Below are 18826 nucleotides of genomic sequence, written 5' to 3'. Positions count from 1 at the left end.
CTCTAACCTCCTCCCATCTGTTCACCGCCCAAAGCCACATCCCTCTTAGCGATCTCTCACCACAGACTGATGCCAGGATAAGCAGTGATGATATCTTGTTAAGAGGGTAGATCCTCCACCGGGAGAAGCGGTAGTCGGTTATTTTGGACAGCCTGGCGAATAAGCTGTTGGGATGGACATATCGGCCTGCCACGAGCATCTTTCTCACCTCCTTCCTGGTGGTCTTTGTGATAGTATACTAAATCATACAATCATTGAAAAGCCCTACAGGCGGACCTTTACACTTGACATCCTCTTCGGATTGTTGTATTCTTTAAATCGCAGTTTTCATGAGGGGCGTTGTGCCCTTTGAAAAGGTGGTCATCTTCAGAATCATCGGAGAGAGATGAGATGGAGGAGAGGGATAAGTTTTCATCAGTTGGTTCCCCTCAGGGGGGAGGAAAAGAGCTTGGGAAGTTTAACAAAAAAGGAGGTAGGTGGATGAAAATCAGTCTGAAACTGATAGCTCTGGCTGCCCTATTGGGCTTTGTTGCCTTTGGGGCGATGAGCTACGCGCAGAACCCTTCCATCACCTTGAATCCCACCCAGGGAACGGTGGGAGAGATGTTGACTGTGGAGGGTTCTAACTTTGATCCGAATACGGTGATCGGAAATCTCACCTTCGGCGGAATCACGATCACCCGATCGCTTCATAACCTATCCGGCGATATCGAAGGTGATGCTGTTAAAACCAAAAGCGATGGCACCTTCTCGGTTTCCTTTATTGTCCCTGAACATACCGGTGGAACCGTTCAGGTCAAGGTCTTCGGCGTCACAGCGAACTATACCCTTAATGAGAAGATCGAATCCGTCAGTCCCACGGTTGTGCATGTAGGAGATTCCATCAGCGTTAAAGTAACAGGGCTTAAGGCCGATACAAACTATAAGATCAGAATAGGTAAGAAGGATGATGGAAATCCACAGGAGACGGGTGATTTCAAGCCGGGCGGGAACGGCAGCAAGACCGTAAGCGCCACTGTCGGAAACCTCCCCTTCGACCGCAATCTCGTTGACAACGTTGTCGAGCTCAGGCTGAGCGGAAATACGATCGCGACCTATCCTATTTACATTATCCCAAAGCTCGTGAAGCCGGATCAGGTCAAGCATTATAAGAGGAATGGCGATCCTGTAACTGTTGTAGGTAAAGGGTTCAAGGCAAACAGTAGCGTTACCGTGAAAGTCGGCGCTCAATCGTACACTGCTTCCACTGATAATAAGGGATACTTCAGTATTGATTGTCAGATAACCGAGGATCAACCGTGGAAATCCAGCATAACTGTCAAAGCGACTGTCAGCGACTATGGAGTTTATTCCGGGGATTATCCTGCTCCTTCCACCATCGTGATAGATCCGACTATAGAGGTATTTGCTAAAGTTGGTAATAACTGGGTCGATGCGTCAGGGCAGGTCCTCACAATAGGCGATGAGCTGAAGGTTGTAGGGCATAACTTCTATTGGCTTGATAAGGATCACAAGGACAGCGTGAGCATATATGTTGAGAGCGAGTCAGTTGCTTCGGCAACTGCTACAAGTGATGGAACGTTCGAGAAAACCTTTTCACTCAAGGCCTTCCCGCAGAGCGGCTATTTCACGGTTAAAGCCAGGGGAAGTGTCTCGGCTACCGATGCAACCTACACGATATTGTACTCCTCGCCCGTTACCTCTGAGAGGGTGATTCTCAGCAAGTCCAGCGGGGCTCCCGGTAGCACGATCAAAGTTACCGGAGTCGGATTTGATCCCAATACCGATCTTGGATATATCCAGTTCGGATCGTTAGGGCCCGAAAATAGAATGAAGAAACCGGACGGCGCGGATGCCACAGCTATGACCGATGAAAACGGGAGCTTCGGTCCGATAGAGGTCGTAATACCCGACAACATCCCCGGTGGAGCCAGGAATATCTTCACCTCAGAAAGACCCGATGTCAGGGCTACATTCACTGTGACGCCAAGTATATCGATTGCGTATGTCTCCATTCACGTGGGAGAGGCGCTTACGATCACTAAGATAAAGGGATTTTCGCCCAATGAGGACGTGAGCATAAGGATAGCCGGGGTTGAGGCTGCCAAGGTCAAGGTCGATGGAAACGGCGTAAAGGAAAGCTTCACCGTCACCGTTCCGGAGCTTCCCTACGGCAAAAAGAACGTCACCGCATACGGACTGACGTCGCTCACATCGGCCTCTAAGGATGACGCGATAAAGATCGTTAACAGCATCTCGGCGAACCCCGGACCAAGCACCATCAGAGTTGGTGATTCGATAACCGTCACTGGTAAGGGGTGGGCCGCCAATGGAAGCATCAAAATAACCTTCGGTGGCGTTACGGTCTGGGAAGGCAATGCGAACGATAAAGGCTCCTTCCCTAAAACCTTCAATGTGCCCTATATAGCTCAGGCTTCCAATACCGTCGATCTGGTGGTCGAAGGTGGTGGAGTCGATAGCGGAGATAAGACGAAAACCCTCTCCGGTTACACCGTCGTAAGCCGGAGCACGGATGAGCCGATAGCCGGCCTGTCCAAATCAGAGGGTGTGGTCGGAGAGGAGATCACAGTATATGGATTTGATGTGACGGGTGATTTCGGCGATCTCAGATTCGACGATACCCTGATTCCCGTTGACGTCAATAACGACGGTGTGGCCGACTGGACGGACACCGATGGAGATGGCGTAGTCGATCCCGGCGAGCAGCCGAACGTGACGGGATTCCCCATCAGGTTCTGGGTCCCCACCGTTCCCGGTGGCAGACATTACATCAGATTAGCTAATAGCTCAGTACCCTTCGACGTTAAAGGGAGCATAACCTCATATCCAACAGGCGATCAGAAGGTCGGAGATAAAATCGAGATCAAGGTTAAGGGGTTCAACGGCACGGTTGATATCTATATTGGTGGTGTCCTTGCCAGATCCGGTCAGTCACTGGGAGGAGATGGAACGGCCGATATTAAAGATATCGTCATACCTCAGATACCTTTCGGCAGAGCGAAGATAAAGGTTGTGGGCTCCGCTGGAGGCGGTACCGTTGAGGTAGATGGCCCGTTTATCGTCCCGAAGATCACGCTTACGCCCTCTTCCGGATATAATGGAACTGAGGTAACGATCAAGGGCTATGGTTTCAAAGCGGGCGAGAACGTCCGGCTGGAGATGAACGGAAGCTACATCGGCAGCGATGTGACGGACAACACCGGCTACTTCGAGTATACCAAGAAGATAGAGAACCAGCCTGCCGGCACAAAGACGTTCAGCGCCAGAGGGCTCCTCTCCTACACCGAACGGCCGCAGGTTTATCCGGTCACGGCGAACTTCACCGTGCACGGCTCGATAAAGTCCATCTCCAAACTCAGCGGGCCCTATGGCACTGAGGTCTTGGTTACGATTGAAGGGTATGGCATAAATCAGAACGCTGTAAGCGTGAACTTCGGCGGAACCGATATAACACCGACCTTCGATGCGGGAACCGACTCTAGCATAGGAAAATACGTCTTGAAATTCACAGTGCCGAATGTCCGACATGGCTCCACTGTGGTCACCATAGCCGATAACTCTGAGAGAAACATCTTCACCTTCGGAGTCACCAGCAAAATTTCAGCTCCCTCTACCGTCTATGTGGGCGACAAGATCACCGTTGAAGGATGGGGATTTGAACCGGGGAGCGTCACGATAGATTACGCCGGGCATACCGGCATAGCAACGGCTAGTGTCAATGACAGCGGTTACTTCAAGGCGGAGAACGTCCAGATACCCGCCACTCCATATGGCAACCACGATCTCGTAGCAAGACAGGCAGCTACGTCGGCTAAGAAAACGGTTAAAGTTGAGAGGAAGATATCAAAGAGCGTTACCAGCTACAAGCACGGCACGGGGAATAAGACTCAGGTCTATGTTGGGGAGACGCTGAACGTCCAGGGAACCGGATTCGAGGCCAATATAAGCCTGAACGTCAAGTTCGGCGGAAAGAAGCTATCAGGTGTTTCCAACGCTGTGACCGATGACAACGGCTCCTTCTCTCTGAGCTTCGTAGTTCCCGACGTGGTCTATGGCAACTATGAGACGAGAATCTACTATGATGATTGGAAGGACGACAAGTCCATATCTGCCGGTACGCTGGAGATCAAGCCGTTCATAACGGTTTCCGACAGTACGACAGGCACGGGAGTTCCCACCGGTAAGTCGGGTTCGGTGATCACGATCGAGGGTAAGGGATTCCCCTCCGGCGATGGAAAGCTCTATTATGCCGGTGTCGAGATCGCCGATATCCATGCCGATGGGAACGGCGATTTCACTAAGACGATCACCATGCAGCCCAACCTGCCGATAGGCAGGTATTCGATAACTGCTACCATAGGTGGTCGGTCTGCCAGCAAGGCGTTCATCTACTCCGGCGGCGGCCCGACGCTCTATGCCTCTACCGGTGAGGCGACGCCCGGACAGAAGATCAAAATCTATGGCACGGGATACTCGCCGGGCGCATCGCTCGGACAGGTGAAGTTCGGCGGCATCACGGTCAGCAGCGATATTACGGCCAACGCAAACGGCGCCTTCGAGGTCGAAATCACCGTCCCGGATGTGACTTATGGCTCGAAGTCCGTCACCCTCTCGACTGCAAGCGGCAGCACCAACGTCACGGTTAAACCTGTTATCTCTATATCCCCTGATAAGGGATATGTGGGGACCAGAATCTACGTGACGGGTAAGGGTTATAAGCCCGGTAAGGATATAACGCTCAGGTTTGATGGCTCCACGGTGGTTCCCGGTTCGACCTATGACCTGAAGGACGAAGGTGCTGGCTCTCTGAGATATGAAGACAGCACGTATAAGGCCATACGTTCAGACGGAAACGGCGTCTTCCAGGTCTCTTTCAAGGTTCCGGCCAAGTTCAAAGGCGGGAAAACCGTAGAGGCTAGCTTTGAGAGCGGTTCTGCGTCCAAGACCTTTACCGTCGAGCCCAGGATAATCTCGGTTAGTCCTTCCAATGTCTATTACGGTACCAGTCTAAGGGTTAAAGCTGACGGTCTGCCTCAGCCTACAAGCTCTGTAGAATTGATCTTTGGATCTCAATCTCAGGCCTTCACCACCGGTGATATCGTCAACGGTTCCTTCGATAAGACGGTGGCAGTCAGCGATCAGAAATACGGCAGCAAGACGGTCAAGATCAAAGTTGACGGCGCTGAGGTCAAGGATAGCGCGGGGAACACCATAACCGGTTCCTTCCAGATGAGACCGTCCCTCACGGTTAGCAGAGTTACGGATACCAGGGGTGATAAGACCAAGTTCAACTATACCGGTCATGGATTCTCGAAGGGAGACGTCCACGTCGTTCTCGGTTCTAAAGACATAAAGGTTTCAGCCGGCGATAACGGAGCGTTCACCGGCACTTCCGATGAGATCGGCAGCCAGCCCGGCGGCACGGTTCAGGTCAGGGCAACCGGATCGAGCGGTGAATCGGCAAACGCCTATCTGACCATTCTGCCTAGGATCGAGATCTACAAGAAGAGCGAGACCACCTACTACGTCGGCACCAGCGTGCGGGTGAAAGGTTATGGATTCATCCCCGGGGAGAACGTCGGCATCTATGAGGCTGGGACGCTGAGAACCAGTACCACAGCCAACGGCAACGGCGAGATAGATGTGCCCTTCCCTGTTCCGGACGGCGCTTACGGCAACAGGTCGGTCAGGGCTATAGGTCAGTTCTCCTCGAACGATGAAAGCTACACGGTTCATCCGAAGATCACCGCTGTTTCACCGACAACCGGCTATAAGGGAACGCCTGTCAGAGTTCAGGGCAACGGCCTGATGCACGGACAGGCTTACACGCTTTCGCTGCCCGGAGCTCCTTCCATTACCGATAACCTCGGCGACGGCAAGTTCGACGTCACCTTCAATCTGGGCGATGCCGCCGAAGGCCCGATGGACGTCACGCTCGGCGGTTATACCTATCCGCAGAAGTTCGTCTACTCGAAGGCCGCCACGGCATATCAGAACGTGGGCAGGATCCTTGCTGAGGGGACCAACTTCCAGATAGGAAAAGAGGTCAAGGTCAGAGGTTACTCCTTCCCCGCGAACTACAACGTGGGTAACCTGAAGCTGGGAGAGAGGATAATCACCGGGTTAACGGATATCGGCGCTGGCCAGGTGATCTTCGACCAGATTACGACTGACGGCAACGGTGCCTTTGAGGTTAAGTTCACGGTTCCCGATCTTCCCGGCGGAAGTTATAGCATCAGCGTGACGAATATCACCCCCGCGCAGGTCGGTTCCATAAACGTTGTGCCTTCCATCTCCCTGAGCCCATCCAGCGGTCCTAACGATGTGTGGATCAGGGTCGAGGGTAAGGGATATCAGCCGAATCAGGAGATCGGGAGGATAAAATTCGCCGGGGCTAATGTCGATGACATCAGATCCGCCGGGGTAGGTTCGGTTTCCGATAAGAAGGTGAAAGTCAATTCCGCCGGTAAGTTCGCCGTCGAGATTAAAGTCCCATACAAGCCTGAGGGCAAATACACCGTGTCCGACCAAAACGATCTGGCGAGCGCTGAGTTCAAAGAGACTGGCCACGCCACAATTGTCAAACTAAGTCCGTCGACCGTTCACGTTGGAGATATCCTGACGATAGGAGTTCAAGGGTTCCCGGCCAATGTAACATTGAAGGCTAAAATCGGCGGCGTGGATGTCACAGGAGCCACCTCTGGCGGCGACGGCAAGAAAGAATGGACGGTTGTGGTGCCCGTGATAGCTGGTGGCTCACAGACGGTCAGGGTTTGGACTGAAGCCAGCAATACCGATAAACAATCCACAGAATCCACGATCACGATCGTCCCGAAGATCACATCTGTCAACCCGCTTAGTGGCGTCAAAGGCGATACCATAGATGTTACCGGAACGGGATTCGGCGCTAGCGAGCAGTTGACGGTCTGGCTCGACGATCAACAGGTGCCCAATGCTCTTAGCTCCGCCAGATCCGATGGAACTTTCCTGGTCTCCTTCACCGTACCTGATCATCCCTATGGCAACGCCACGATCACGGTTAAAGGACATACCGGAGCTCAAGCCTCCTATCCCGTTTACTTCAAGATCAACAGTAAGATCAGCGTCACCCCGGTCAAGGATAACCAGCTCAAAGGCACCTACGCCGATGGACCCGTGACGATTGTCGGCTCTGGATTCATCGCCGGCGATAACCTGACGGTTAAGTTCACCGGCGCCACCTCAAAGACGGTTCAGGTTGCCGATGATGGCTCGTTCACAGCGCAGTTCGACTTGGCTGAGATAACGAGAGGGGCTAAGACGATCAGCGTTGAGAGCCCGACCGATAGCCATACAAATCGGTCTACTACATTCACGGTTGAACCCTATCTGAGGTTGAGTCCGTCGAGCGCACTGCCCGGCGCGGATGTCGTGGTTGAAGGTTATGGGTTCGATCCGGGAGGACCCTACAGCACGGTAACGCTTAAGGTTGATACTCAAACGGTCGCGACTAACATCGATGTTAGCTCCGGAGGTCATTTCGGTCCTGTTACAATCACGGTTCCGTCCATGGCTCCTCATGATGCTTATGTCCATGCCTATCAAGCCGGTATAGAGATAAAGAGCGAGAAGCTCGTGATCCAGCCCGGCGCTGGTGAGATAACTGTTGATCCGACATCAGGCAATATCGGAACCCAGGTCTCCGTCACCGCTCCCGCCGCGACGTTTAAAGCTGGTGAGGCCGTTGACCTCTATTTCGCCGGATCGAAGATGTTGACGAAGGGCGCTGGAAATGACGGCAGCTTCTCAGCCTCATTCACAGTCCCGGAGGGCATCCCCGGCGGCGTTAAAGTGGTTGAAGCTCGAAGCGAGACGGTCTCCAAGCAGGCCAACTTCACGCTTAATCCGAAGATTACAGGTTTCTCGCCAACTGAAGCCACGATCGGCTCCATCGTTACCGTCACCGGTAACGGCATGGGCGCTAACGATACGCTGACCGTCGAGTTCGGAGAAAGCGAAGATAAAATGGAATCCGTGACGATCCTCTCCGGCGGCACCGCTAACGCCGATGGAACTTTCGAGATCAGGTTCGCCATACCCGATAGGGCTTACTCTCAGGCGAGCTTCGATACCCTGATCAACATCAAAGGTTCGCCGTCCGGACTTGAAACCGGAAACGTGAGCTTCGTCACCGTGAGAATTGAGACTTCCCGGCTGGTCGTCACCCCGACCGAAGGACCGGTCGATACCGATGTGACGATCTACGGCATGATCGTCGGAGCCTCCGGCGCCAAGGCCAACGAGAACATCGGTGAACTCAGATTAAGCTCCTTCGGAACGACCATCTCGGTCGACCTCGCCGGGCATTTCGACTGGGTGACAGAGGGTAGCTTGAGCGGCAACGAGCTGGTCACCAACTCCAACGGCAGGTTCAAGGTCCAGTTCAAGCTTTCCGACGCCGTTGCAGGAACTAACCTAGCTCTGATCGGCGGCCAATCCGTCACGATCACCCTCGGCAAAGTGGCCAACCTCTCCGCTGTGTTCACCGTCAAGGCGATCGTTGCCGTGAGCCTAACCGAGGCTACTGTAGGACAGGATATCACGGTCACCGGTTCCGGATACATGCCCAGCACGGATGCATCGATCAAGCTGGATGGAACGGAGATCGGAACCGCAACGGCCGATAGCTCAGGCAGCATATCCGCCACGGTCGCCGTTCCCGAAGGTACTCTGGGAGGCGATCACGACGTGACGGTCGTTCAGACCATCGGCGTGCTGACCATCCAGTCCGCCGAACCAGCAACCCTGACGGTTAAGGGTCAGATCACCAAGATCACGCCCGCATCCACCATCGCAGGTGCCAAGGTGACAGTCGAAGGAAACGGATTCGGCTCAAGCGAGGCTCTCCAGTTCAAGATCGATACTCAGGATATACCTTCTGAGAGCGTCACCAACGGTACCACCACTGAAACAGGGACGTTTGCAGCGACCGTAACCCTGCCGAGCGATCTGGCCGAAGGCACCTACACGCTCACCGTCACCGGAGCCACGAGCGAGATAGAGGCCACCGGATCGATCCAGATCATAACCGCTACAGCAACGGCCACTCCAACTGAAGGCGAGGTCGGAGATACCGTCACGGTCGAGGGTGCTGGATTCCCGGCCAACACCGCCGTGGAGTTCTACTTCGGAACGGTTGCCGATGAGAACAAGGTCACGCCCGAAACTGCGGTTACCACCGATGATACGGGAGCATTTACGGCGACGATCACCATCCCCAAAGCCTTCGACGACGGCACTAAGCTCCTGGTCAAGGTGGGTGATATCGTCGTGGAGACCAACTTCGCCTATAAGTCGCTGATCAAGAGCGTTACGGTTGAGATCACCAGTGCAGCCGAGGATGGCACTGCGATTAAGGATAGCGTGATAACCGTCACAGTTACCCTGAACCGCTCGGTCGCTTCCGGGACCTTCTCGGTCGGCGACCTGGTCACCGACGCTGAGATGAGCAAGGTCGAGGGCGCCGAAACGGAGACCTGGCAGGGAACCTATACCGTCAAGACGGGTGACTACGCCAAGGACGCCGTCGTATCGGTCAAGATGACCTCTGCCTCCGGAAAGGTCTCCACCGCCGAAGCCACCGATAAGGTGAACGTGGACGCTACCGTCCAGATCACCTCTGCCGATGTAAGCGCCACAACGGTCAAGAACGGCGACACGATCACCTTCACCGTCGTAACCGAGCCCGAAGCCACCGTAACCGTGGATCTCGGTGGGCTGGATTCGACCGTGACCGAGCTGATAGCTCTGACTGAATCGACGGAAACGCCCGGAACCTTCACCGCTGACGTGACGATCTCCGCCGAGAACACGGCTCCTAACGGCACCTATATGGCGATCGTCAAGGCGGTCGACAAATACGGAAATGAGGCTACGAGCGAGATCTCGATAGAGCTTAAGAACACCGTTGAGTTCACGCTGCAGGTCGGAGGAGGCTTGAGCCTCGTCAGCGTACCGCTCAAGCTCGATACCCCGATGAAACTGAGCGAACTCGCCAGCGCGATCGGAAACGTGACAAGCGTGATCAGAATCGACGAAAACGGCAAGTTCGTCGCTTCCGTCGAGACACCTCAGGGATGGCTGAACGATACGGATCTCGTCGGCGGTGAATCGTTGCTGATTATAAGGCCCAAGGATGCCACTGCCGCTCAGGTCAAGTTCACCGGTAAGGCGCTTGACGGCATAGTAAAGTTCAACCAGGGTCTCAATCTGATCACCGTTCCGCTCAAGCCCGCTCAGGATATGACTCTGGAGGATCTGTATCAGACGCTCGGCGGTGACGAAAAATTGGCCGTGCTGATCTGGTCACAGAACGGCACCCTGAAATCCGATCCGACCAAGAGATCTCTCGTCAAGGTGGTAGGTGGAGCTTCATACCTGATCTTCGCCAAGGCTGCTGGTGAGGCTACATTTGAGGGAACGGCGTGGGAGAATCAGCCTGAAGGTGCTGCATCTCCATATCTCAGCGCGGCCGATATGGATACAAGCTCAGCCCCCGTTCTGATCGTCAGCGGTTCCGTGAGGGATGAGAGCGGCGTCGCTCTGAAGGAGATCAAGGTGACGGTCGAGAACCTGACCGCTTCCAGAAACGTCCAGACCGTCGTCGATGAGACAGGACGTTACGCTGCCGTGCTGGTCGATCTGGGCGGTAAGGCGGTTAAGGCCGGCGATATGATCCGGATCGATGCGATCGATCCCAGCGGCCGGTTCGTCGCCGAGCCGGTCAAGCACCTCGTCACCGAGGAGGATATCGCCAGAGGTAGCGTGCTAGTGACGAACTTGACGATGAAACCCGTTCCCAAAGCGACGGCCCTGCTGCCCAACTATCCGAACCCCTTCAACCCCGAGACCTGGATACCGTTCATGCTGTCCAGGGAAGCCGACGTGACGATCAGAATCTACGACTCCCTCGGAAGGCTGGTCAGGACGATAGATCTCGGCCATCTCAGACCGGGCTACTACCTCAACAGGGATAGGGCAGCCTACTGGGATGGCAGGAACGAGCTCGGCGAGCAGGTGGCAAGCGGCGTCTACTTCTACCAGATTCAGGCCGGCTCGTTTGTCAAGACCAAGAGGATGGTCCTCCTCAAGTGACAGGGGCGGACCTAAAAGAAGAGAGGATATGGCTGTCGGGGTGGTCAGTTCATCCCCGACAGCCAGTTTATGTCGAGCTCGCCTTCGTCCCCATAAAGAGCAAGGAGGATTGATATGAGCAGGAGGAAGACATATACAACCCTGGCGATTGTTCTGTCGCTGTTTTTAGCGGCGGCCTTTGGCTTTTCATATGATACATTCACCGTCTCTGGTAAGGTGCTTAAAGCGGATGGCACACCGGCGGCCGGCTATCAGGTTAAAGTTTCAAATGAGTCCAGGGATATGACGCTCGATGAAGGTGTCCTTACGACAGCAACCACAGATGCTAACGGCGAATATACCGTCGCACTGACAGGAGATGCGGTGGTTGAATCGGGTGATTCGTTTAAGGTGGAAGTTATAGATCCCGCTACGGGGGATATTCTCGGTTACAGCTCAGGAGTCGTGGGAGATGCTAACTTTGAGTTCCAGGGATTCGGTCTGAAGATCGGCTCCATCATCATAGACGTCAAGCTCCCCGGCATCACAGCTACGATAACCCCAAATGTGCTGAAGGCCGGTGTGGACACACAGGCCGATGTGTCGGTGACCGTTTTAGACCAAAGCGGAAATCCGATAACCGACGATACGGTCACGCTTGAAGTCCTGCAGGGTGGCGGGAAGATCATTTCACCGGCTACCTTCCAGGACGGGGTTTATAGATCCACATACACGGCCCCCTCGCCGGCTCTGGAGGGGGAGGTCAAGATCAAGATCACATCCGCAAAACTCGGAAAATCCGTTACATCGGTTCTCACCATACTTCCCGGCCCTGCTGAGACCGTTTCGGTCGAGCCGGAGATGACCAAACTGCAGGTGCCTGAGCAGGGCCAGTCCATCGGAACGGATGTGATCATAACCGTTAAGGATTCGCAGGGAAATTACGTCAAGGATGAGACCGTGACGGTCTCCTCCATATTTGAAGGCCAAACCACGGATCTGGGAAAGGCCGAGAATCTGGGCGATGGCACTTATAAGATAACCTTCTCCACCACGTCCACTAAGGCGGGTATCGTTACGATAGAGGCGACGACCTCTAACGGCAAAAAGGGGAGCGCAGAGATCACTATGACGGCACAGGCGCCAGCCGTCGTAACGCTTACGGCTCAGCCGACGGAAATAACCGCCGGCTCTTCAGAAACGATAACTGTAACCGCCCTCGTGGAAGATAAGGCCGGAAATCCAGTGCCCGATGAGGCGGTTAAGTTCGAGCTGATCAGCGAGTTGAGTGATCCCGGAACCCTCTCCGCCCAGGAGACAACCACCGATGCCGATGGTAAATGCCAGGTGAGTTATACCCCCGGAACAAGCGCCGGCACAGTAAAGGTGAAAGCGACCGCCTTGAGCACAAAGGTCTACGGGGAAACCGAGATAACCGTCAAGGCCGGCTCTGCTGCTGAGCTCACCGTTCAAATTCTGCCCGAAACCGGAATCGTCGCCGACGGCAGCGCAACCGCCTCTGTAATAGTGACCGTCAAGGATAGCTTCGGCAATCCGGTGAGCGACGAACAGGTGAAGTTTGCCGTAAAAGAGGGCAAAGGAAGTGTGACGGAAGAAGCCGCTTACGACGAGTCGAAAAAGGCATATGTCGGCACCTACACCGCTCCGGTTTTGGCATTGAAAGAAGGGGAGGAAGCGCAGGAGACGATAGTCGCTACGGCTCAAAAGGCGGGGATATCGGCTACAGCGACGGTTAAACTCCTGGCCACACCGCCAAAAACCACACCGGTCCTGACGATCACAGGCACCGTTTATTACGCCGACGGTGTAACGCCCGCTCCGGCAGGATGGCAGGTGAAGATCGAGAACCTCAGGCTTGGCCCCAACGATTACCTCACGCCCGTCGAACCGGTGGAGACCAACTCCGACGGGACCTATAACGTTGTGCTCCTCGCCCTCGAGAACGTCGCCCAGACGGGGGATAAACTGCAGGCCACCGTTACAGTCAGCGCCGGCGGGGATGTCATATTCAAGGGAACCAGAACCCTGACCGGCGATGAGATAGAGTCCACCCAGGTCAAATGGGACATCACCACCACAAAGGTCGTCGAGAGCAACGTCTTCTCCATATCGGGAACGGTCTACTACGCCGACGGTACCTCGCCGGCCTCAGGCTGGGACGTCTCGATAACCAACAAGGACATCGAGGGCGTAAGCGCGACGATCACCTCAAACGGCACCGGTAGATACGATCACGTCTTCCTCGAACCGGAGAAGGTCGTCGCCAGATCGAACGATACGATCGAAATCGTCGTCAAACACCCGAAAACCGGTGAGATAGCGGGCACCTTGGAACACAAGCTCACGGCCGCTGAGGTGTTAAACGGACACGCCGAGGTGAACGTGACGATAGATGCTGTGCGTGTCCTCAGAATAGCGGGCACGGTCTATGAAGGCGATGGGGTCACACCCGCTCAGGCCGGGTTGAGCGTTATTGCAAAAGCCATCACAGCCGAGGAGAAGGGACGACCGCTTACGATCGTATCCCCCGGGGAGACAAATGAAAGCGGAGCATATGAGTTGAATCTCATCGACGATAACTTCGTCGCCGCCATCGCAGGGGATCTGATCAGGATTGAGGTGAGGAAAGAGGGGAATCTCGTTGGCGTTAAGGAATACACGGTCGTGAGCGATGATTTGAAAGCGAGCGTCGCCAAGGTCGATATAACCCTCGGCGGACTGATAGTCACGGCTACTGTCTACGAAGGCGATGGTAAAACCCCGCTCGCCGATGGATTGGGCCTTGCAGTTGTGAGCATATCCGATCATCCTGATTTGACCAAAACCCAGCCGGTGGTCGGAGGAAAGGTCAGATTCGTCTATACAAAGCCGGAGGCCGATGGGATAGCCGCCGGGGATAAGCTCACCCTGAAAATCGTCAGCGCTAAAGACGGCGAAACCCCCTATGCCGATCCGGTGGAACATACGATAACCGAGGAGGACAAATCCACAACTCAGGTTACGCTCGGAGATATCATCACCTATCACACCAGCGAGTTCAGGATAACGGGCACGATCACGGATGTCCAGGGGAATCCGATCTCAGGAGCGGTGGTGACGGATGAAAGCAGGAACATCTCGGCCACGAGTGGCGACGATGGTAAGTACACCCTGCTTTACACCGATTACGACACCAATCCGACCGAGGGTGAAAAGATCACGCTCAAAGTTATGGTCAAAGGGTTCAGCAGATTAGTTCCCGTCACCGTTACGCTTGCCGATAGGATGATCACTCAGGATATACAGGTGCTTCCCGTCTCGATAGGCGGCCTCGCCATCAATTCGAGCTATTATACGCACACGATCGACGCCGTCATTAAAGATCTGACAGCTCAGATCTCCGGTATTGGGCCGTTCATACCGCTTCTAATCAGGCAGATACTGACGACCGGATATTATATCGATCCGTTCACCGGTAAGAAACAGGTTGTGATCACCCCGCCTGTTTTGCCGACTTTCCCCGATGGACCGCAGCTCCTCAAGGACACAGCTGGCCTGGATATGGAGACCTTCGGCAATGCCATACTCCCTTCACCGCTCGGAGGGGTGTTCGATCCGGATGTGATCGCCGGAAGAAAAGGAGTGGATGCCAAAATCGCCGGAAACAAACTCGATCTTTATTTCAATGTGCCGTATCCTGGGGTGGAAGAGGTCGCGCCGACCCTCGTCGGAGTGACAAACGTAACCCCGCGGTCGATCGAGCAGGTCACGGATAGCTTCGATTATCAGTTCCAGCTCGATGAGGAGATGGCCCTACTGGTATTGCCGTGGTGGTTGGGATCGGATCTGGCGGGTAAGTCGGCTTTTGAAAGCGTCACCCTTTACTATGCCGAGGCCGACGTGAACTCTCCGGATGCTCCCCTCAGCCGGGCCGATTACACACAGGTGGCGATGAGTCCGAAGAGGGTGAACGATACCTATGTCTGGAAGACAGACGTTAAACTCACACCCGGAAAACGCTACTACTACTTCTACGAGGTCCATATCTCCCCAAGCCTCAAGTTGCCCGTTATCGGCATGGATGTCTATAGGTGGTCGATGCCTGATCCGCGAAATCTGCAGTTCGACGACAGAGGGCTGATAGCCAAGATCGTCGATGCGATCAAAGGGGATCTGGTCAACACGATCAACGGCGAGATAGCCAAATATGGGCCTACCTTCCTCGATAAGCTTGGAAGTGATCCTGCCTATCAGGGAGAGCTGATAGGTAAGATATCCGAGGCGGTTAAACCCAAAGTTCAAGAGGCCATAAGCGAGATAATCGCCCAGATGCAGGAGGAATCCGATCCGCTTATCGTCTCATTCCTCACAGTCCCCGCTCCACCCGCTGACGGATCGCTGTGGGTTGCCCATTTCGATGTAAGTCCGAACGTGGTTCCTGACGGCAAATATGAGCTCCAGATCAAGCTGAGCGGAGCAGCCGGGGTAATGGACGAGATTAAGGGCAAAGTTCTGACCTTCGACAGATCGGCTGCATCGGCTGAGGGGATGAGCCTTGTGCTGGAGCCCGGAAGGAACGCTGGGTTCTACAGGAGAGATGATGGCGTATACGTGGCCGCGGCGAAGGAGGAGATCGCTACCGTTAAGCTTACGGCCACCTACACGGCCACCGATGCCATCGGCGCGCTGATTCAAGCCCTCAACTACAGCGATGATCCCCAAATCCAGGCATCGATGCCGTGGATGCCCGTCAACTCCGAGTTCGTCATGGGATATGTGATAATGCAGCACCTGAGCGATGACCTGAAGAAGGAGCTGGCCGAAAATCCGACGCTTGAGACGCTGATGAAGGTGCTGGATGAGCTGATGGCCAACAAGGATAAGATCTGGGAGGATCTAAAAAAGCTCGATCCGAAAGCCATCTCCGCCATTGAAAAGTCGCTCTCCCCCGAGGATCAACTCGCCTTGGCGAAGATCCAGGAGCTGCTCACCGACCTGATGACGGGTAAACTCGATATGGATAAGCTGATGGAGCTGGTTCAAAGCGGTATGTTCAGCAACCTGCAGAAGATGATCGGCATGCTTACCTACTTCTCCATTTCGCCGCTGCGACTCGGCCCGACGGGCGTCTATTCTACCGAGGTTCTCCTGCCACCAGAAGGGAAGTTCTGGTTGAGGGCTGTACCGTTCGATGACATCCTTAACATGGAGGTGACCGTCCCCGTAGTCAGACTTGATGTCGTTCCGTTCGAGGCCGATAGGCTCGAGGTGGTGAAGGCCAGCATCGGAGATATAAACGGCGATGGCGATGAGAACGATCCGTACGAAAGCGGCGATGCCGAAGGTTTCACCATCTTCTCCGATGTTGAGAGGGTGAAGCTGACGATCAAGATGGCCAAACGTACCCAGCACCCGATAACCTCCGGCGTCCTCCAGTATGCTATCGTCCCGGCTGAGGGCGGGGAATACGTGTGGAAGGATGCGGTCGAGCTCGATCCCGAAAAGCTCACATCCATGAAGGAGGGAGATGAGCTGGAGGTCGAGTGGCCGATCAACTTCGAGGAGCTGGTAAGCGATAGCATGAAGATAGCCGTCCGAGCGCTTGCAACCAACGCCCTCGGAGCGGTGGACCTGAAACCGAAAGCTGCCACGATGAATCTCGATAAGGGCGTCACACCGACACCGCCTGAGGTCATAGCCATAATCGTCGAGGCACCCGAGAAGAACCCCGATAGCGGCGCACCGAAGGGAACTGTTACGCTTAACGCCTACACCCGCGTCCGCACGATAACGGAGGTCAAACACGTCCGCTTCGAGATAAGCAGCGATGGCGGTAAAACCTGGGAACCGCTCGATGAAAGCAAGGGAGGACCTTCCGGAGGAATCATTGAGACCGCTACGGAGGAAGAGGTGACCGATCCCGCCATAATACAGGCGGCCATCCAGAAGATACTCGGCGGAGCCAAAGAGGTCAAACTCGATAAGACCTACAACAAGTGGTCGCTCACGTGGGATACCACAAAGGTGCCCGATACGATCGAGAACAAGGAACCCGAAAACCGAGATGCTACGCAGGACGACAACCCATACATGATAAGGGCTATCGCCGTCGATGTGAATGACGTCGAGCAAGCAAAACCCGCTACCACCACGATCTCGATAGATAACATCGATGACGTTCCGCCCGTCACCGGAACTGAGATCGTTAAGATAGAGGCTCAGGATGACCAGGGCAATTTCGTCGAAGTGACGCCGGACGAAAACGGCGTCTATAGGGTTTCCGCGAAGGTCAGAATCACCGCTAAGCCTAAGGCCGATCCGAAGACCTTCTCTAAGGTGATCCTCTACGTCAAACAGGACGATACGGTCGCGGCGGAACTCGAGATGACGGCAGGTGAGAGTGGAACATACGTCGTAGAGGCCGATTCCAATGAGTTGCCCAATGGGACGTATACAATCCAGGCCTTGGCCAAGGACGAGGCCGATAACCTCGAGGTGGCCGATCCGTCGCTTGCTAAGACCGTGAAGATAGGCAATATCCGCAACATCGAGGAGAAACCGGTCGAGCCCGTTAACATAGTCAACATAACCACCAATGGCAAACCGGTTGAAAGGACGCTGGATAAGCCCAAGCCGATCGGCGGCGTGGCCGAGTTTAAGATACAGGCCTACTTCGTTGAAAAGGCGCGTATGGACATCTCCGACTCCTCCGGAACGGTCATAGCCTCAATCGACGGGGTGATCACCCCCACGTCGGACAACCCCGACCTGAAGGATGTGTTCTTCACATGGGATACCGCGGGGTTGAACGGCACCTATCAATTGCTCTTCCACTTCTGGGCAAGTCCCCCTGTGACGGTGGGACCGATCAGCGTGGTCGTCGATAACACGTCTCCTCTGACTCAGTTCTCCGCTCCCGCTGCAGGATCAACGGTCTCCACGATGCCGCTCATCTGGGCCGATTACTCCGATGCTTCGGGTATCAAGAGGGTTACCTTTGAGCTGGAGGAGCCATCCGGTAAGGTGACGAAGCTGGAACACTCGCCCGGCGATGAGCCGATATCCGGCGAGAAGGAGATCCCGGACGGCGACAGGGCCACCTTGACGGTCGAGCCGACAAGGGCGATCTATAAGGTGGTTAAGCCTCTGGCCAACGGAGTATACACGGCAAGGATGACAACTGAGGATCTGGCCGGCAACGAGACGACCGCTGTGGTGAAGTTCGTCATAGGCGAGGAGAAACCGCCCGTTCTCTTATCCTTCGGTCCCCAGGGCGTCATCACCAACACCAAGCCCAAGATCTACATCTCCTATACCGATGATCTCTCCGGAGTTGAAACGGTCCTCTTCAAGCTGGACGGCAAGGAGCTGGCCAATCCGACCGTCACCGAGACGACCGCCTCGGTCACGCCGGGCGCTGAGCTGAAAGGTGGAAACCACACCGTTGAGGTGACGCTGACTGACAAGGCCGGAAAATCCACGAGCTTCTCCTGGGAGTTCACGGTCAAGACCGACACGAGCCCACCTGCTGTGATTGCCTACTCGCCCACGGGCCTTGTTAAGACCGCCACGCCCACGGTGAGCGTATCGTTCACGGACGAGTCGAAGGTGGCGAAGGTCGTCTTTGACGTTGCCGGACAGAGGAAGAGCGTGAGCAATCCGACGGGAGGCACGGCGAGCTTCAAGGTGGCGG

Annotated in this window: 3 protein-coding genes; 2 read left to right on the top strand and 1 reads right to left on the bottom strand. The window is 54.9% G+C overall.

What is annotated here, in order from left to right; all coding sequences use genetic code 11:
- The coding region (locus J7M22_01805) for a transposase family protein (GenBank protein MCD6505336.1) at positions 1-199 on the bottom strand (199 nt) is incomplete at its 3' end.
- 281 nt (positions 200-480) lie between these two features.
- On the opposite strand from J7M22_01805, the gene J7M22_01800 reads away from it, so the two are divergent.
- Positions 481-11154, top strand: a complete 10674-nt coding sequence (locus tag J7M22_01800; protein MCD6505335.1) for an IPT/TIG domain-containing protein — start codon at positions 481-483, stop codon at positions 11152-11154.
- 114 nt (positions 11155-11268) lie between these two features.
- Positions 11269-18826 (top strand): Ig-like domain-containing protein (locus J7M22_01795; GenBank protein MCD6505334.1); only part of this gene is annotated, 7558 nt, incomplete at its 3' end.

This window comes from Candidatus Poribacteria bacterium (assembly GCA_021162805.1).
Lineage (GTDB): Bacteria > Poribacteria > WGA-4E > B28-G17 > B28-G17 > JAGGXZ01.
Note: the sequence above shows the minus strand (reverse complement) of the source record. Positions and strands in the feature narration are given on the sequence as shown.